General features: G+C 68.8%; 19 protein-coding genes. 10 read left to right on the top strand and 9 right to left on the bottom strand.

What is annotated here, in order from left to right:
• The 6 genes from FW784_RS06815 to yeiP all read left to right on the top strand — a co-directional run.
• Positions 1-322: acyl-CoA carboxylase biotin carboxyl carrier protein subunit (locus FW784_RS06815; RefSeq protein WP_149352606.1), on the top strand; the 322-nt coding region annotated here is incomplete at its 5' end.
• A complete protein-coding gene (locus tag FW784_RS06820; protein WP_149352607.1) occupies positions 319-1,215 on the top strand; it encodes a hydroxymethylglutaryl-CoA lyase in 897 nt (298 codons plus the stop codon). The genes FW784_RS06815 and FW784_RS06820, both read left to right, overlap by 4 nt.
• The gene (locus tag FW784_RS06825) at positions 1,212-1,703 is read left to right on the top strand and encodes a GNAT family N-acetyltransferase (RefSeq protein WP_149352608.1); all 492 of its coding nucleotides are present in this window, start codon (positions 1,212-1,214) and stop codon (positions 1,701-1,703) included. The genes FW784_RS06820 and FW784_RS06825 overlap by 4 nt, the downstream gene beginning before the upstream one ends.
• Before the next feature lies 1 nt (position 1,704).
• The gene (locus tag FW784_RS06830) at positions 1,705-3,009 is read left to right on the top strand and encodes a metal-dependent hydrolase family protein (RefSeq protein ID WP_149352609.1); all 1,305 of its coding nucleotides are present in this window, start codon (positions 1,705-1,707) and stop codon (positions 3,007-3,009) included.
• A gap of 184 nt (positions 3,010-3,193) precedes the next feature.
• A complete protein-coding gene (locus FW784_RS06835) occupies positions 3,194-3,964 on the top strand; it encodes an SDR family NAD(P)-dependent oxidoreductase (protein ID WP_149352610.1) in 771 nt (256 codons plus the stop codon).
• A 66-nt stretch (positions 3,965-4,030) separates the two neighbouring features.
• Positions 4,031-4,597 carry an elongation factor P-like protein YeiP gene (gene yeiP, locus FW784_RS06840; RefSeq protein WP_149352611.1) on the top strand — a complete coding sequence of 189 codons (567 nt, stop codon included), beginning with the start codon at positions 4,031-4,033 and terminating at the stop codon, positions 4,595-4,597.
• A 96-nt stretch (positions 4,598-4,693) separates the two neighbouring features.
• On the opposite strand, the gene FW784_RS06845 is transcribed toward yeiP, so the two are convergent.
• On the bottom strand, positions 4,694-5,275 hold the full coding sequence (locus FW784_RS06845) for an NUDIX hydrolase (RefSeq protein ID WP_425481602.1): 582 nt from the start codon (positions 5,273-5,275) through the stop codon (positions 4,694-4,696).
• A gap of 142 nt (positions 5,276-5,417) precedes the next feature.
• On the opposite strand from FW784_RS06845, the gene FW784_RS06850 reads away from it, so the two are divergent.
• The 4 genes from FW784_RS06850 (at position 5,418) to mtnC (ending at position 9,037) form a co-directional block, all read left to right on the top strand.
• Positions 5,418-6,902 carry an amino acid permease gene (locus tag FW784_RS06850; RefSeq protein WP_149352613.1) on the top strand — a complete coding sequence of 495 codons (1,485 nt, stop codon included), beginning with the start codon at positions 5,418-5,420 and terminating at the stop codon, positions 6,900-6,902.
• A 129-nt stretch (positions 6,903-7,031) separates the two neighbouring features.
• The gene (locus FW784_RS06855) at positions 7,032-7,694 is read left to right on the top strand and encodes a methylthioribulose 1-phosphate dehydratase (protein WP_149352614.1); all 663 of its coding nucleotides are present in this window, start codon (positions 7,032-7,034) and stop codon (positions 7,692-7,694) included.
• Positions 7,695-7,713: 19 nt separating this feature from the next.
• Complete coding sequence (locus FW784_RS06860) at positions 7,714-8,271, top strand: 1,2-dihydroxy-3-keto-5-methylthiopentene dioxygenase (protein WP_149352615.1); 558 nt, start codon at positions 7,714-7,716, stop codon at positions 8,269-8,271.
• Between the two features lie 70 nt (positions 8,272-8,341).
• The gene (mtnC, locus tag FW784_RS06865) at positions 8,342-9,037 is read left to right on the top strand and encodes an acireductone synthase (RefSeq protein ID WP_149352616.1); all 696 of its coding nucleotides are present in this window, start codon (positions 8,342-8,344) and stop codon (positions 9,035-9,037) included.
• A gap of 66 nt (positions 9,038-9,103) precedes the next feature.
• Here the strand turns inward: mtnC and FW784_RS06870 are convergent, their stop codons facing one another.
• The 8 genes from FW784_RS06870 to hisD all read right to left on the bottom strand — a co-directional run.
• Positions 9,104-10,702 carry a calcineurin-like phosphoesterase C-terminal domain-containing protein gene (locus tag FW784_RS06870; protein ID WP_149352617.1) on the bottom strand — a complete coding sequence of 533 codons (1,599 nt, stop codon included), beginning with the start codon at positions 10,700-10,702 and terminating at the stop codon, positions 9,104-9,106.
• Positions 10,703-10,747: 45 nt separating this feature from the next.
• Positions 10,748-11,362: a bifunctional phosphoribosyl-AMP cyclohydrolase/phosphoribosyl-ATP diphosphatase HisIE gene (gene hisIE, locus FW784_RS06875; RefSeq protein ID WP_149352618.1), complete on the bottom strand. Its 615-nt coding sequence runs from the start codon at positions 11,360-11,362 to the stop codon at positions 10,748-10,750.
• The gene (hisF, locus tag FW784_RS06880) at positions 11,355-12,128 is read right to left on the bottom strand and encodes an imidazole glycerol phosphate synthase subunit HisF (protein ID WP_149352619.1); all 774 of its coding nucleotides are present in this window, start codon (positions 12,126-12,128) and stop codon (positions 11,355-11,357) included. The genes hisIE and hisF overlap by 8 nt, the downstream gene beginning before the upstream one ends.
• Positions 12,122-12,874, bottom strand: coding sequence for a 1-(5-phosphoribosyl)-5-[(5-phosphoribosylamino)methylideneamino]imidazole-4-carboxamide isomerase (hisA, locus tag FW784_RS06885; RefSeq protein WP_149352620.1), 753 nt, complete (start codon positions 12,872-12,874; stop codon positions 12,122-12,124). Before hisA ends, hisF begins: the two co-directional genes overlap by 7 nt.
• Positions 12,871-13,470 carry an imidazole glycerol phosphate synthase subunit HisH gene (gene hisH, locus FW784_RS06890; protein ID WP_149352624.1) on the bottom strand — a complete coding sequence of 200 codons (600 nt, stop codon included), beginning with the start codon at positions 13,468-13,470 and terminating at the stop codon, positions 12,871-12,873. Before hisH ends, hisA begins: the two co-directional genes overlap by 4 nt.
• A complete protein-coding gene (hisB, locus tag FW784_RS06895) occupies positions 13,467-14,570 on the bottom strand; it encodes a bifunctional histidinol-phosphatase/imidazoleglycerol-phosphate dehydratase HisB (protein ID WP_149352621.1) in 1,104 nt (367 codons plus the stop codon). The genes hisH and hisB overlap by 4 nt, the downstream gene beginning before the upstream one ends.
• Entirely contained in the window at positions 14,567-15,640 is a 1,074-nt protein-coding gene (gene hisC / locus FW784_RS06900; protein ID WP_149352622.1) for a histidinol-phosphate transaminase, read from the bottom strand. Before hisC ends, hisB begins: the two co-directional genes overlap by 4 nt.
• Positions 15,637-16,555, bottom strand: a 919-nt coding sequence (hisD, locus tag FW784_RS06905; RefSeq protein WP_149352623.1) for a histidinol dehydrogenase, incomplete at its 5' end; no start/stop codon positions are given. The genes hisC and hisD, both read right to left, overlap by 4 nt.

Below are 16,555 nucleotides of genomic sequence, written 5' to 3' on the forward strand. Positions count from 1 at the left end.
CGGCACTGCCGGTGCATGGACCGCGCATGACGGCGAACGACGCGTCACCCTTGCGCACGCCGGCCTCTACGACGCGTCGCACGAGGTGGTCGGCGCCGGCGCCGACCGCGTGCTGGCGCCGATGCCCGGCCGCATCGTGGTGACACGCGTGCAGCCCGGTGATGCCGTCACCCTCGGGCAGGAGGTCATGGTGATCGAAGCCATGAAGATGGAGCTGAGCCTCAAGTCGCCACGCGACGGCGTGGTTTCGGAGGTGCGCGGCGCCACCGGCGATTTCGTCGACGGCGACGCGGCGCTGGTGCTGCTCGAGGCGGTGTCGTGAGCGACTTCGTACGCATCGTCGAAGTCGGCCCGCGCGACGGGCTGCAGAACGAAAAGACCATCATCGCGACGGCCGACAAGATCGCGCTGATCAATCGGTTGTCGGCGACCGGGCTGCCCGTGATCGAGGCGACCAGCTTCGTCAGCCCCAAGTGGGTGCCGCAGCTCGCGGATGCGGCGGATGTCTACCGCGGCATCACGAAGCGAAGCGGCGTCGACTACCCCGTGCTGGTGCCGAACCTGCAGGGGTATGAGCGCGCGCGCGAAGTCGGCGTCTCGCACATCGCGGTGTTTTCCGCGGCGTCGGAATCGTTCAACCGCAAGAACATCAACGCGTCGATCGAGGAATCGCTCGCGCGCTTTGCACCAGTCATGGTGCGCGCCAGGGCGGACGGCGTGCGCGTTCGCGGCTACGTGTCCACCGTACTCGGCTGCCCGTACCAGGGCGACGTCGACGTCGCCGACGTGGTCCGCGTGGCGAGCGCGCTCCATCAGATGGGCTGCGAGGAGGTCTCGCTCGGCGATACCATCGGTACGGGCACCCCGACCAAGGCGCGCGCCATGTTGCGCGCCGTGGCCGGCGAAGTGCCGATGAAGGCACTGGCCGTGCACTTCCACGATACGTACGGCCAGGCGCTCGCGAACATCCTCGCGTGCATCGAGGAAGGCGTGCGCGTGGTCGATGCCGCGGTCTCCGGCACCGGTGGATGTCCGTACGCGAAAGGCGCGAGCGGCAACGTCGCCACCGAGGACGCCGTCTACATGCTGCACGGGATGGGCATGTCGACGGGCGTGGACCTCGACTCACTGGTCGACACGGGTCGCTGGCTCGCTGCGTTGCTGGGCCGCGAAACGTCGAGCAAGGTCACGCGCGCCCGGAGCCCCGACGCATGACGCGCGCCGACTACACCATCCGTCACATCGAGGCGCGCGACGACTCGGCCATGGCGCACATCATCCGCACCGTGATGCCCGAATTCGGCGCCTGCGGCTCGGGCTTCGCGATCAACGATCCGGAGGTGGACTGGATGCATCGCGCGTACTCCGCGCCGCGCAGTGCCTACTTCGTGGTCGAGGTAAATGGCGAGGTGGTCGGCGGCGGCGGTGTCGCGCAGCTGGACGGCGGCGATGCAAGTACCTGCGAACTTCGCAAGATGTATTTCCTGCCGACCGCTCGCGGCCTTGGTGCGGGCGCCGCGCTGATGGAAAGGTCGCTGGAGAAGGCGCGTGAATTCGGCTTCACCCGCTGCTATCTCGAAACGCTCACGGGCATGGACGCAGCGATGCGGCTGTACGAGCGTTCGGGTTTCATGCGGATCGACGCGCCCATGGGCGCGACCGGGCACGGCGGCTGCGACCTCTGGTACCTGAGGGAGCTCTGACATGAAACGTGTGCTGTGCGCGGTGCTGTCGCTGGCTCTGCTCGCGGCGTTGCCGGTGCGAGCCGAAACGTTCCTGCTCGTCCCGGCACGTGTGTGGACCGGCGAAGGCGCTTCGCATGCCGGCTGGACGGTGCTGGTGCGCGATGGCGCGATCGCCGCGGTCGGGCCGGCGGCGGGAATCGCCGCACCTGCCGACGCGCGCCGCATGGAGCTCCCGGGCGCCACGCTGACGCCTGGGCTCATCGACCTGCACTCGCACCTGTTCCTGCATCCCTACGACGAAGAGAGCTGGAATGACCAGGTGCTGAAGGAGCCGGAAGCGTATCGCACGCTGCAGGCCGCCAAATTCGCCGGCGACACGCTGCGCGCCGGCTTCACCACGTTGCGCGACCTGGGCACCGAGGGCGCGGGCTTCGCCGACGTGGCGCTCAAGCGGGCGATCGACGAAGGCCTGGTCGCCGGCCCGCGGCTGTTCGTGTCGACGCGCGCAATCGTCGCGACGTCGAGCTATGGTCCGGGCCCGCGGGGATTCCGCCCGGACGCTGACTTGCCCGGCGGCGCGCAGGAGATCAGCGGCGCCGATGAAGCGACCCGCGCGGTGCGCGAACAGGCCGGGCGCGGTGCCGACTGGATCAAGTTCTATGCGGACTATCGCGTGGGTCCGAACGGCACCACGCAGCCCGCGTTCACGGCTGCGGAGATGCACGCCATCGTCGAGGCGGCGCACACCGGCGGGCGGCCGGTGGCCGCGCATGCAGCCACCGACGCGGGCATGCGCATGGCGGTGGAAGCCGGCGTCAACACGATCGAGCACGGCTACGGCGGGACGCCTGCGACCTTCCGGCTGATGCACGACCGGCACGTCGCCTACCTGCCGACGCTCACCGCGGTCGAGGCGACGGAGACCTACTTCAACCATTACGTCGCGGGCACGACGCCGGCCACCGCAAAGATCGCCGAATCGCAAAAGGCGTTTCGCACGGCGATGGCCGAGGGCGTGACGATCGGCTGCGGCAGCGACGTCGGCGTGTTCCGCCATGGCGACAACTGGCGCGAACCGGCGCTGATGGTGAAGGCCGGGATGTCGCCGGTCGACGCCATGCGCGCATGCACGTCGACGGCCGCCGCGATCCTGAAGCAGCAGGACCGCTTCGGCCGCATCGCGGTCGGCCTGAGGGCGGATCTGGCCGCATTCGCAGGCGACCCGACGTTGCATATCGAAGACCTGCGCAAGCCGGTGCTAGCGATGAAGGACGGCGTGTCTTATCGACAGCCGGAGAGCGACGCGCCGCAGGGCGCGCGCTGACCGGCCCTGACGCAGCGGCCGGGCGCCACGCACCAACGGTCTTGGCTGCGTCGGCTGCGCGGCGGTCGACCGGTGGAGGCGCACGTCGCTACGTGTCGGCAGGTTTCACTCACACCGCTCCGGCGGGCCTCTCCTGCGGCAGCCCGGTAGAATCGCCGCCTTTCCAGTGCCTCGAGGGACCGCCATGCAGACTTCAAATGCCCGCGCCGTAATTACCGGTGGTGTGTCCGGCCTGGGCTTCGCCGTGGCGCAGCGCCTCGTCCGCGACGGTGGGCGCGTGGCGCTGTTCGACGTCAATGCGGAAAAGGGCGAGCTGGCGGTCGCCGAACTGGGCGCGGACAAGGCGAAATTCTTCCGCACCGACGTGACCGACGAGGCCGGCGTCGTCGCGAACGTGGCAGCGGCTGCCGCGTTCCTCGGCGGCCTGAACGTGACCATGAACTGCGCCGGCATCCTCGGCGCCGGTCGGGTGCTGGGCAAGGAAGGAGCGATGCCGCTGTCGCAGTTCCAGGGCACGGTGATGGTGAACCTGGTCGGCTCGTTCAACGTCGCCAAGGCCTGCGCGGCACTGATGCAGAACAACGAAGCCGGCCCAGACGGCGAGCGCGGCGTGATCATCAACACCGCGTCGGTGGCGGCCTACGAAGGGCAGATCGGGCAGGCGGCGTACTCGGCGTCCAAGGGCGGCGTGGTGGCGATGACGCTGCCGATGGCGCGCGAACTCGCCCGCTTCGGCATCCGCGTGGTGACCATCGCGCCCGGCGTCTTCTGGACGCCGATGGTCGACGGAATGCCGGACAGCGTGCAGCAGTCGTTGGCCGCGTCGATCCCGTTTCCGTCGCGGCTTGGCAAGCCCGAGGAGTTCGCGGACCTCGCCGCATACATCCTCGGCAACACGTACATCAACGGCGAGACGATCCGCCTCGACGGCGCAACGCGCCTCGCGCCGAAGTAACGCTGCACCAATGCTCGGGGCGCTTGCACACCGCGCCTCCAAACGAACACGAACCACGGGCTGCACATGAAGGCTTACGACATCAAGAAGGGCAACGTCGTCGAACATAACGGCGGCGTGTACCAGATCCGCGACATCGAGCGCAGCTCGCCGCAGGGGCGCGGCGGGAACGTGCGCTTCCGCTTCACGATGTACAGCGTGCCGGGCGCGAACAAGCTCGACGCCAGCTTCGACGGCGACGACGACCTGCGCGAAGTCGACCTGGCGCGCCGTCAGGCCACCTTTTCCTACAAGGATGGCGAGGCATTCGTGTTCCTCGATGACGAGGACTACACGCCCTACGCGCTCGACGCGGACGTGGTCGGCGATCTGGCGGGCTACGTGGTGCCGGACCTTGCCGGCTGCTACATCCAGGTCATCGACGACGCGCCGGTCGGGCTGCAGTTGCCGCAGACGGTGACGATGGAGGTCGTGGAGACGCCGCCGGAACTCAAGGGCGGCACGGCCACCAAGCGCCCGAAGCCGGCGCGCCTGTCGACCGGCCTCGAGATCATGGTTCCCGAATACATCGGCAACGGCGAGCGTGTGCTGGTGAACACGACGACGGGCGAGTTTGCCGGTCGGGCCGACTGATCGGTTGCACGTGTAGCCCGGTCGCCTGACGGCGCGCCGGGCCGTCGCGCGAATCTGCGCCCGGCATGGCGCAGCGCGCGCCGTCGCCTCGAGACGTCAACCGCCGGGCGAATGGCGCTCGAGCCACTTGCGTGACATCCGGCGCACCGAGTCGTCCGACGCCGGCTCGTGCAGCAGTTCGTGCACCTCGCGCCACGCCAGTGCCAGCGACTCGTCGCTGACGACGAATGCCTCGTTGCCGCCCGCGCGCACGACGTACCGCACGTCGTAGTGCCAATGCGCGGGCGTGTCGCCGCGCGCGGGGATCCAGTGGCGGTCCAGGTCGAACAGGCCGGGCTCGAGTGTCAGGTCGTCGAGCCCCGATTCCTCCTCGGCCTCCTTGAGCGCGACGCGCGAGAGGTCGGGATCGCCGTCGGCATGGCCGCCGAGCTGCAGCCAGCGACCGAGCTTGCGGTGATGCGTGAGCAGGACGCGCGTACCGCCGCGATCCACCAGCCACGCCGAGCCCGTGAAGTGGCCGGCGAGGCGCTCGCGGGTGAAGGGTCGCGTGTCGAGCGCCGCGAGAAGCTCGCCGAAATGCGCGACGGTTTCGGCCTCGTCGGGCCAACGCGCAGCGTAGCCATCGAGGTCGGAGCGCAGGCGCCCGATCGGGTCGGCGCTTTCGTGCATGACGTCCATACGGCAGCGCTTGTCTGGTTGCGGTGCACCATTATCGCTGTTCACGTTCGCAGCGACTTGTGCGCGCACGCCGGCAGCGGATATGGTCCACGGGTTCCCGGCATGCGAGTGCCGGGTCTTATCCCCGGGGGAGAACACCTGAATGCTGTTCCAGCGCAGAAAGCCGCTCGACCTGATCCTTGCGACCGCCGAAAAGCGATCGCTCAAGCGCCAGCTCGGCGCGTTCGACCTGACGATGCTCGGCATCGGCGCCGTCATCGGCACGGGTATCTTCGTGCTCACGGCGGTGGCGGCCCAGAAGGCCGGCCCCGGCATGATGTACTCGTTCCTGATCGCCGGCTTCGTCTGCGCGCTGACGGCACTGATGTACTCCGAGATCGCGGCGATGGTGCCGGTCTCCGGCTCGGCTTACACGTACTCGTACGCCGTGCTGGGCGAGCTGATCGCGTGGATGGTCGGCTGGGCCCTGATCCTCGAGTACGCGGTGGCTGCGGGTGCCGTGGCGGTCGGGTGGTCGGGTTATGCGAACGGCTTCCTGCATGCGCACGGCATGGGGTTGCCGACCGCGTTGCTGTCCGGGCCGTTCGACCCGGTCACCCTTCCCGATGGCACCACCGCGCGGGGCAGCTTCAACCTGATCGCGTTCGTGCTTGCGTTGCTGGTCACCTGGCTGCTGGTCATCGGCACCAGCAAGTCGGCAAAGGTCACTTCGGTGCTCGTGCTGATCAAGATCGCCGCGCTCACCGCGTTCGTGATGCTGACGTTCCCGGCGGTGAAGTCGACCAACTTCGTGCCGATGTTGCCGAACGGCTGGGGTACCCCGCTTTCGGGCGTGGGCGTCCTGGGCGCCGCCGCATCGATCTTCTTCGCGTACGTGGGCTTCGACGCGGTCTCGACCGCGGCGGAAGAGACCAAGAATCCGAACCGCAACATCCCGATCGGACTGATCGGCTCGCTCGGCGTCTGCACGGTCTTCTACCTGCTGGTTGCGTACACGGCCGTGGGCTCCATGGGCGCGCAGCCCGGTGGGCCGCTGTCGATGAGCAAGGAACCGCTGGCGTTCGTGCTGCGCAACATCGGTTGGCCGCGCGTGGGTGACCTCGTCGCGGGCGCCGCGATCATCGCGCTGCCTTCGGTGGTGCTGATGATGATGTTCGGCCAGACGCGCATCCTGTTCACGATGGCGCGCGACGGGCTGATGCCGTCGGTGTTCGCAAAGGTGCACCCGCGCTTCCACACGCCGCACGTGGTGACGTGGACGACGGGCATCTTCGTCGCGTTCTTCGCGGCGCTGTTCCCGGTGAGCGCGCTGGCCGACATCTCCAATGCCGGCACGCTGTTCGCGTTCTTCATGGTCTGCACGGGCGTGATGATCCTGCGTCGTACCGAGCCGAACCGGGCACGCCCGTTCCGCACGCCGCTCGTCTGGATCGTGGGCCCGCTCGCGCTCGGTGGCTGCCTGCTGCTGTTCTTCAGCCTTGGCTGGGACCCGACCATCAAGTTCTTCTGCGCATGGGCCGTGCTCGGCCTGATCATCTACTTCCTGTTCGCGCGCAAGAACAGCCACCTGGCGCACGGGGAGCCGATCGAACTGCACGAAGAGCCCGAGCCGCATATCCACAAGTGATGGTTCGAGCGTTATTGATGTCCGGACGGCGCGGGAAACCGCGCCGTCTTCTTTTGTCCGGCCGCTCAGGCTGTCGAGGCCTCCTTTCGCCGCATCGGAATGCACGCCCGCAACGCCCGCTGCCCTAAAATGCCGCGCATGACCGCTTCCCTGCCCTACGATCCGCAGCGTCTTGCCGTCTGCGCCGACGAGATCATCGTCAATGTGCGCGAGCTCGCCGCGCGCGGGTGGACGCCCGCGACCAGCAGCAACTTCTCGCGCCGCATGGACCCGTCGCACATCGCGATCACCGTGTCCGGTCGCGACAAGGGTCGCCTCGTGGCCGACGACATCATGGTCGTCGACCTCGAAGGTCAGCCCGTCGCCACGTCGCAGAAATCGTCGGCGGAGACGCTGCTGCACAGCCAGCTGTATGCGCGGTTCGACGACGTCGGCTGCGTACTGCACACGCACTCGCTGAACCAGACAGTGGCCTCGCGCTTGTACGCGCGCCGCGGTTCCATTCGACTGGAAGGCTATGAACTGCTGAAGGCGTTCATCGGCAACAGCACGCACGACATGGCGATCGACCTGCCGGTGTTGCCCAATTCGCAGGACATGCCCGAACTCGCCGCGCAGGTGGAAGCGCTGCTCGACGCCGGCCCGCTCTGGGGCTACCTGATCGAGGGTCACGGCCTCTACGCCTGGGGCCGCGACATGCCCGAGGCACGCCGCCACCTCGAAGCCTTCGAGTTCCTGCTCGCCTGCGAGCTCGAGATGCGCCGGCAGGGCGCGTCGATTTCTTCCACCTGAATCGCACTACGGGAGCGCCATGAGCCGCCTGCGCATCTTCAACGAAACCACGCCGGACCGGCCGGATTTCGTCTCCACAGATGTCGCCGACATCGCGCGCGAACTCGCGCCGATCGGCGTCGGATTCGAGCAGTGGGAGGCCAGCCAACCGGTACGACCCGGCGACGAGCCCGACATCATCCTCGACGCGTACCGCAGGGACATCGACCGGCTGGTCGCCGAACGCGGCTTCAAGTCGGTCGACGTCGTGAGCATTTCGCCGGCGCACCCGAACCACGCGGAGATGCGCACGAAGTTCCTCGACGAACACTTCCACAAAGAGGACGAGGTGCGCTTCTTCGTCGCCGGCTCCGGCCTGTTTACGCTGCATGTCGGCGAGAAGGTCTACGAGATGAAGTGCGAGCAAGGCGATCTGATCTCGGTGCCGGATTCCACGCTGCACTGGTTCGACATGGGCCCGGAGCCGGACTTCGTCGCGATCCGCTTCTTCACCGAAGCCGACGGCTGGGTGGGCCACTTCACCGGCACCGACATCGCGCAGCGGTTCCCGCGCTTCGAGAAGGGCGCCGCCGGCTGAGGCCGCGTCCGGTCGCATTCCCGGCAGCCCCGGTCCGCAGGCGCAGCCCGTTTCAATTCCGAGATTCCCCATGCCCGTCCGCGCCATCCTGACCGACATCGAAGGCACGACCAGCAGCATCTCGTTCGTCAAGGACGTGCTGTTCCCCTACGCGCGTCGCGCCCTACCCGCTTTCGTGCACGAGCATGGGCAGGAGGCGGACGTACGCCGCTGGCTCGACGAGGTCGCCGTCGAACAGGGCGGCATCTGCAATGACGACACGATCGTCGAAGTGCTGCAGGGCTGGATCGACCAGGATCGCAAGCACACGGCGCTGAAGGCGCTGCAGGGCATGGTGTGGAGCGCGGGGTATGAGAGCGCCGACTTCACCGCGCACATGTATCCGGATGCCGCCCACGCGCTGCGGGAATGGCGTGACGCCGGCTATCCGATCTATGTGTATTCCTCGGGCAGCGTGGCGGCGCAGAAGCTGTTCTTCGGCCATAGCGACGCCGGGGACCTGACGTCCCTCGTCTCCGGCTGGTTCGACACCGAGATGGGCGGCAAGCGCGAGGCGGCGAGCTACGCGCGCATTGCCGAGTCCATCGGCACCGCGCCCGGCGACATCCTGTTCCTGTCGGACGTGGTCGAGGAACTGGACGCCGCGCGCCAGGCGGGGATGCAGACGCTTCTGGTCGACCGCATCAACGACTATCCGCAGCCGCGCAGCGGAGATGCCATGCATGGGCACCGACGCATCGAATCGTTCGCCAGCGCCGGCGTCTGACCGGGGAACGCGCTCCGGCGCACGCTGGCGTCCGACGACGCCGCGGACGCAAGGCGCGAACAACCGTCAGGGCGAGGCGGCTTCCAGCCGATAGGCCGTGTCGGCATGCTGCTCGCCCTGCCACGGGTCAAACGCGCGCACTTCGACGCGGTGCTGCCCCGCCGCGAGCGACGTCGGCAGTGCGCCGCGCCACAGGTGCGTCGAGACCTGCGCTTCGGGCGAGCGGTCGTAGCCGCGCAACGCTGGCGACGCGTCGTCGCGCGCGTTTTCCGCCAGCATCCATGGATCCGCCTGTTCGATACGCTTCATCGGTTGCCAGTCGCCGCCGTCGACGCGGTACTCGACGCGCTCGTCGCGCAGGCCCATCCAGACGTTCGCGTAAATGCCCCAAGCCGGATATGCGCCGCGCCTGAGCACCGCCGGCGCGTGCAGCCGCATCGCGCGCGTGAGCGGCCCGGCATCTGCGGTGATCCGGGCGGGCTGCCACGCAAGCGTGTACGCGCCGTCGGCGCCCACGTGCAGTCTCGCCGTGCCGTTCGGCGTTCCATCCGCCATCGTCGAGTCCGGGATGCCTTCGGCGTCCTTGACGCCCGACCAGTAAGCCCCACAGGCGGCGCCGACGTTGAATTCGTGCAGCGCGGTCGCGCCGTGCCAGCCGGTGCCCGCATCGTGGTCGACGTGGCGCTGCACGTGGCCATGGCCGCTCAGTACCAGCACGTGCGGCACGTCTTTCAGTAGTGCAAACAACCGCTCGCGATCGGCCGGCCGGAACGTTTCGCCACCGTCGGGAAACAGCGGGATGTGCACCGCGATGACCAGCAGGCGATGCGGGTCGTGCGTCGGCAGGTAGTGCCCGAGGAATGCGAACTGGTCGTCGCGCAGGCCGCCTATGTAAGCGGGCTTCATGCCGGGCCGGCTCACCACGTCGTCGAGCAGCACGAAGTCGGCCTGCGACTCTTCCCAGGCGAACGTGTCGGGACCGAACTGCGCATGGAACGTGTCCAGCGCGTCCTCGTCGCGCGACGCCGCCGCGTCGACATCGTGGTTGCCGGCAACGTGCAGCCACGGCGCACGCAGGCGCATGGTGGCAGCCGTGACCTGCGGATACAGCGAGAGATCGTCGCCGACGATGTCGCCGAGCGTCAGGCCGAGGTCGGCTGCCGGGGTTCCGTCCTTGCGAACCAGAGGCTCGACGATGTCGCGCAGGTAGTAGCCGACATCGACGAGTGACTTCGGCTGCGGATCGGAGAACACGAGGACGTCGAGACCGCGTCCGCGCCCCTGCGCGCGGCTCAGCGCGAACGACGGACATGGGGAATAGGCGTCTCCGGCGCGCTCGCGGCCGGCGGACGCCGTCGCACTGCGCGCCTCAACCGAGAACAGCGGCAACCCATCGACGCGGCGCGGGGCGGCGAATCCCGCCGGCTTGATCACGAACCACGCGCGGCCGGTCGCGGCTGGTAGCGTGAAACGCCCGTCGCGCCCGGTGGTGGCGATCTCAACACCGTCGGACACGCGCACGCCGGGCAGCCCCGGCTCCCCCGCATTGCGTCGCCCATCGCCGTTGCGATCCTCGAAAACGGAACCCCCGCAGGGCGGCGGCACCTGCGCGTGCGCACTGCCCGCGGCGATGATCAACGCGAGGACGAAAGCGGCTCGAAACATGGTGGACTCCGTCGGAGCGCAGAGCCTACCAGCGGTGCACGGCCGTCAGCTCGCGTGCCGGGACCGGAGCACGTTCACCGCGTCCGGGAGGGACAGGCCGCGCGCCCGTAGCAGCACGATCAGGTGGTACAGCAGGTCGGCCGATTCGCCAAGCAACGCTTCGTCGCCCTGCACGACCGCTGCGAGCGCGGTTTCCACGCCCTCCTCGCCCACCTTCTGCGCAACGCGACGGACACCGCCTTCGAACAGCGTCGTCGTGTAGCTGCCGGCCGGGCGCTCGCGTTCGCGCGTCGCCACGAGCGCGTCGAGCGTCACGAGGAAGTCGGAGGGTGCGTCGGGGAAACAGCTCGCGCGGCCCAGGTGGCAGGTGGGCCCCCGGGGGCGTGCGAGCACGAGGACGGTGTCGGCGTCACAGTCCAGCCGCACATCCACCACGTCGAGCACGTTGCCGCTGGTTTCGCCCTTGGTCCACTGCCGCTGGCGGGTGCGGCTGAAAAAGGTCGCAGTGCGTGTCGCCAGCGTGTGCACCAGGGCGTCGCGGTCCATCCAGCCCAGCATCAGCACGCGCAGGTCGTCCGCATCCTGGACCACGGCCGCCAGCAGCCCGTCCTGCTTCTGCCAGTCGACGGACGAAACATCGAAGGGGATCGGATCAGACATGGCGGACCTCGATGTTGGCCTGGCGCAACTGCTTCTTGAGCGACGGAATGCGCACGTCGCCGGAATGGAACACGCTCGCCGCGAGCGCCCCGTCGACGTCCGCCTTCGCGAACACGTCGACGAAATGCGCGGCCTCGCCCGCGCCGCCGGAGGCCACCAACGGCACGCCGCACACGGCGCGCGCGGCGCTGAGCTGTTCGATGTCGAAGCCCGTGCGCACACCGTCACTGCCCATGCAATTGAGCACGATCTCGCCCGCGCCGCGCGCCTGCGCCTCGGCGATCCACTCGAGCGTTCCGCGCGCCAGCGCCCGCATCCGGGTGGGATCGCCGGTGTACTGCCGCACGCGCCACTCGCCATCCGCATCGCGCAGGCTGTCGATACCCACGACCACGCATTGCACGCCGAACGCTGCCGCGAGTTCGTCGATGAGCGCGGGGCGATCGAGCGCGGGCGTGTTGATCGATATCTTGTCGGCCCCGGCGTGCAGCACCGCGCGCGCGTCGTCCACGCTACGGATGCCACCCGCCACGCAGAACGGAATGTCGATCAGCCGCGCAACCCGTTCCACCCACGCGCGATCGACGCTGCGCGACTCCGGGCTCGCCGTGATGTCGTAGAACACCAGCTCGTCGGCGCCCTCGTCGCGGTAGCGCAGCGCGAGCTCGACGATGTCGCCCATGTCGACGTGGTCGCGGAACCGAACGCCCTTGACCACGCGACCGTCGCGCACGTCCAGGCACGGGATGATGCGACGGCTCAGCACGGCACGGCGTCCGCTGCCTGCAACGCTTCGGCGACGTCCAGCCGGCCTTCCAGCAACGCCTTGCCGAGCACGATGCCCGCGCAGCCCGCAGCGCGCGATGCCGTGACGTCGTCGATCGATCGCGCGCCGCCCGACGCCTGCACCTGCAGCAGCGGTGCGCGCAACGCGATCGCGCCGTACAGCGACAGATTGGGGCCGGCCAGCATGCCGTCGCGACCGATATCGGTACACAGCAGGTGCCGCAGCCCGGCCGTTGCATAGCAGTCGACGAGATCGAACAGGTCGACGCCGCCGTCGCGCGTCCAGCCTTCGGTCGGCAGCGTCCAGCGGCCGTCGTGTTCGCGCGTGTCCAGTGCGACGGTGATGCAGTCCTGGCCGAAGCGCGCGAGCCAACCGATGACGGTCTGCGGGCGGCGCACAGCGAGCGAGCCCACGACGACGCGCGAGGCGCCGGTCGACAGCAGGCGTTCGACGTCAGCTTCGCTGCGGACGCCGCCGCCCGTCTGCACGCGCAGCCCCGTCGACGCGACGATCCCGGACAGCAGCGCGCCGATCGAATAGCCGCCGTCGCGGGCCGCGTCGAGGTCCACGAGATGCAGCCACGTCGCGCCGCTGGCGGCATAGCGCTGCGCCAGCGCGAGCGCGTCGTCGGCGTAGCGGGTCTCCTGGGCGTAGTCGCCCTGGCGCAGGCGCACGACGCGGCCGTCGCGCACGTCGATCGCGGGATAGATCTCGAAGCCGCTCATGCAGGCATGTCCAGGAAATTCTCGAGCAGACGCGCGCCGACGGCAGCGGACCGCTCCGGATGGAACTGCGCACCCATGCGGTTGCCGCGACGCACGACAGCGGCAAACGTCTCGCCGTGCGTGCAGGTGGCGAGTGCGTCATCAGTTACAGGTGCGGCGTAGCTGTGGACGAAGTAGGCCTGTGCGTCGGCCCTGACGCCCTCCAGCAGCGCATCGGGACGCACCGCCTGCAGCGTGTTCCAACCCATGTGCGGCACGCGCAGCGCGGGGCCACCCTGCAGCCGACGCACGCGGCCCTGCAGCAGGCCGAGGCATTCGACGTCGCCCTCTTCCGAACCCTCGTACAGCAGCTGCATGCCGAGGCACACGCCCAGCAGCGGCTGCTTCAGATCGCGGACGCACTCGACGAGCCCGAGTTCGCGCAGCCGCGACATGCCGTTCGCCGCGGCGCCTACGCCCGGCAGCACGACGCGCCCGGCGCTCGCGATTTCCTCGGCATCCGCACTGAAACGCGCCGCCACGCCGAGGCGCTCGAAGGCATAGCGAACGGAACCAATATTCGCGCCGCCCGCGTCGATCAGCACGACGTCCATCAGAGCATGCCCTTGGTCGATGGAACCTCTCGACCGGTGCGCGCTAGCGCCTGTCGCAGCGCGCGCGCAACCGCCTTGAAGCACGCCTCGACCTTGTGGTGGTCGTTGTCGCCGCGAACGGTCAGGTGCAGGTTGAGGCCGGCTGTTTCGCACAGCGAACGGAAGACGTGCGGCACCAGTTCGGTCGGAAGATCGCCGACGCGCTCGCGGCGGAATTCGCCGTCGAATACGAAGAACGGACGACCTGAAAAGTCGACGGCGGCGCTGGCGATCGCCTCGTCCATCGGCAGCGTGACCTCGGCCGCGAGCATCGGTCCGTCGAAGCCATAGCGCCCGATGCCGCGCTTGTCTCCCAGTGCTTCCCGAAGCGCCTGGCCCAGGGCGAGGGCGGCGTCCTCGACGGTGTGGTGCTCGTCGATGTGCAGGTCGCCTTCGCACGCCAGCGACAGTGCGAAGCCGCCGTGCTTGCCGAGCTGTTCCAGCATGTGGTCGTAAAAACCGAGGCCGGTACGCACGTGCGGTTCCGCCGTCCGGTCGAGGTCGACATCGACGACGAGGCGGGTTTCCTTCGTCGCGCGCTCGACGTGCGCGATCCGCGGCGCATCCGCGAGCGCATGCGCAATCCCCGCCCAGTCCCACTCGCCACCGAATTGCGGCGTGCGCAACTGGAACGCGCGGATGCCGAGGTTGTCCGCGAACTGCACGTCGGTCGGGCGATCGCCGACCACCGCCGAACGCGACCAGTCGATCGAGCGATCCTTCAGGTAAGCAGTGACCAGGCCCGTCGCGGGCTTGCGCGTCGCCGCGTTCTGCGAAGGAAAACTGGTGTCGATCAGCACGTCGCGGAAGCGGATGCCCTGGCTGTCGAATATCTGCATCATCAGGTCGTGCGGACCCTGGAACGATTCACGCGGATACGCGTCCGTGCCCAGCCCGTCCTGGTTCGAAATGATCACGAACTCGTAGCCCGCATCGCGCAGCTTGAGCATGGACGGGACCACGTCAGTCACGAAGCGCAGCTTGGCGTAGCTGTCGATCTGGAAATCCGACGGCTCCTCGATGAGCGTGCCGTCGCGGTCGACGAAAAGGATCGGGCGACTCATCGGGCACCTCGCAGCGCAGCCAGCACGCGATCGTTCTGCGCCGGCGTGCCCACGGTGATGCGCAGAGAGTCGCCGAGCCCACGTTGCGCGCGCACGTCGCGGACGACGACGCCGGCCGCGAGCAACGATGCGAACGCGGCATCCGCGTCCGTGAAACGGACGAGGATGAAGTTGGCATCGGAGCGATATACGGAACGCACGCATGCCAGGTTCGACAGCGCGGCCGCGAGCCGTGCGCGCTCATCGACCACGGCGGCCACCGCGGATTCCGTGGCGGGAAGCGCGGTGTCGTCGATCGCGCGCATCGCCAGCTCGACGCAGGGCGTGGGCAACGGATACGGCGCTTGGCACCTGCGGAGAACCGCGATCAGTGATTCGTCACCGATCGCGACACCGAGACGGAGACCCGCGAGCGCATGCGCTTTCGAAAGCGTGCGCAGCACGACGATGTTCGGGTGGGTGCCGATCAGCGCGGTCGCTGACGGCGTCGAGGCGAACTCCTGGTAGGCCTCGTCGACGACGACGATGGCGCGCCCGTCGAGCCGGCGAGCCAGCGCCGCGACATCGCCGGAAGGAAGAGCGGCGCCTGTCGGGTTGCCGGGCGAGCACAGGAATACCAGGCGCGCGCCGTTCGCCTCTGCGCCGTTTCCGACGGCATCGAAATCACAGCCGAACGATTCGCCGCGGTCGTCGAGCGGCACTTCGACAACGCGCACGCCGTGCAACCGGGCGCAGACGGCGTACATGCCGAAGGTGGGTGGGGCGATCACGATGGCGCCGTCGCCGGGCGCGCAGAAGGCGCGCACCAGCAAGTCGATCGCTTCGTCGCTTCCGCGACCGAGGATCAGCTGCCCGGGACGGCAGCCATAAAGTGTGGCCAGCTTTTCGCGCAGCTCGGTCGGCTGCGGATCGGGATAGCGCCGGCACGCGCCGTCGGCGTCCGCAACGTTCGCCACCGCGGCCTCGTTGGCGTTGAGCCAGGCGTCGCCCTCCAGTTTTTCGCTGCGCGCCGAGCGATAGCCCGCGAAGTCGCGCAGGTCGTCGCGCACAAGGTCGAGCAGGCCGGTCACGCCAAGGCCTCCAGCCGCAGCGACACCGCATTTCCGTGCGCGTGCAAGCCCTCGGCGGATGCGAGCTCCACCGCGCACGGCCCGATGGCGGCGATGCCGCGCGCATCGACTTCCTGCACCGTGATCGCCACCTGGAAGCTCGAAACGCTGAGCCCGCCCGTGAACCGCGCGGCGCCACCGGTGGGCAGGACGTGGTTGGTGCCACTGCAGTAGTCGCCGAGCGCTTCGGGTGCCCAGTCGCCGAGGAAGATCGAACCCGCGGATTCCACGCGTGGCAGCCAGCGTCGCGGTTCGCGCAACGCGAGGATCAGGTGTTCCGGAGCGTAGGCATTGCTGACGTCGAACGCGGCGTCGATCGAGTCGACCAGCACTAGCCGCGATGCGTCCAGTGCCCCGCGCGCGACGTCGCGGCGCGGCAGGCGCGGCAGCTGGCAATCGATCTCGTCCGAGACGGCCTGCAGGATCGCAGCGTCGTCGCTGACCAGCAGCACCTGCGAGTCGCGGCCGTGTTCGGCCTGCGAGAGCAGGTCGGCCGCGACGAATTCGGCACGGGCGCCGCTGTCGGCGATCACCAGCACTTCGGACGGGCCGGCCGGCATGTCGATCGCAGCGCCCCCCTCGGACATCGAGACCTGCCGTTTCGCTTCGGTCACGAAACCATTGCCGGGGCCGAACAGCTTGTCGCACTTGGGGACGCTCGTCGTGCCGAACGCCATCGCCGCGATCGCCTGCACGCCGCCGAGCGCGAACACGCGGTTGATGCCGCAACGCGCCGCGGCGTACAGCACCGCGGGGTCGACGCTGCCGTCCGCACGTGGCGGCGTGCACAGCACGATCTCCGGGCAGCCTGCGAGTGCCGCCGGAATGCCGAGCATGAGCGCGGTCGACGGCAGCGGCGCGGAGCCGGCGAGATCA

The sequence above is a fragment of the Cognatilysobacter lacus genome, assembly GCF_008274655.1.
GTDB classification, from domain to species: domain Bacteria; phylum Pseudomonadota; class Gammaproteobacteria; order Xanthomonadales; family Xanthomonadaceae; genus Cognatilysobacter; species Cognatilysobacter lacus.

Excerpts from the sequence above, each read along its gene's own strand:
- FW784_RS06825 (WP_149352608.1), top strand. The coding sequence starts at position 1,212 with ATGACGCGCGCCGACTACACCATCCGTCACATCGAGGCGCGCGACGAC.
- FW784_RS06830 (WP_149352609.1), top strand. The coding sequence starts at position 1,705 with ATGAAACGTGTGCTGTGCGCGGTGCTGTCGCTGGCTCTGCTCGCGGCG.
- FW784_RS06835 (WP_149352610.1), top strand. The coding sequence starts at position 3,194 with ATGCAGACTTCAAATGCCCGCGCCGTAATTACCGGTGGTGTGTCCGGC.
- yeiP (WP_149352611.1), top strand. The coding sequence starts at position 4,031 with ATGAAGGCTTACGACATCAAGAAGGGCAACGTCGTCGAACATAACGGC.
- FW784_RS06845 (WP_425481602.1), bottom strand. The coding sequence starts at position 5,275 with ATGGACGTCATGCACGAAAGCGCCGACCCGATCGGGCGCCTGCGCTCC.
- FW784_RS06850 (WP_149352613.1), top strand. The coding sequence starts at position 5,418 with ATGCTGTTCCAGCGCAGAAAGCCGCTCGACCTGATCCTTGCGACCGCC.
- FW784_RS06855 (WP_149352614.1), top strand. The coding sequence starts at position 7,032 with ATGCCGCGCATGACCGCTTCCCTGCCCTACGATCCGCAGCGTCTTGCC.
- FW784_RS06860 (WP_149352615.1), top strand. The coding sequence starts at position 7,714 with ATGAGCCGCCTGCGCATCTTCAACGAAACCACGCCGGACCGGCCGGAT.
- mtnC (WP_149352616.1), top strand. The coding sequence starts at position 8,342 with ATGCCCGTCCGCGCCATCCTGACCGACATCGAAGGCACGACCAGCAGC.
- FW784_RS06870 (WP_149352617.1), bottom strand. The coding sequence starts at position 10,702 with ATGTTTCGAGCCGCTTTCGTCCTCGCGTTGATCATCGCCGCGGGCAGT.
- hisIE (WP_149352618.1), bottom strand. The coding sequence starts at position 11,362 with ATGTCTGATCCGATCCCCTTCGATGTTTCGTCCGTCGACTGGCAGAAG.
- hisA (WP_149352620.1), bottom strand. The coding sequence starts at position 12,874 with ATGAGCGGCTTCGAGATCTATCCCGCGATCGACGTGCGCGACGGCCGC.
- hisB (WP_149352621.1), bottom strand. The coding sequence starts at position 14,570 with ATGAGTCGCCCGATCCTTTTCGTCGACCGCGACGGCACGCTCATCGAG.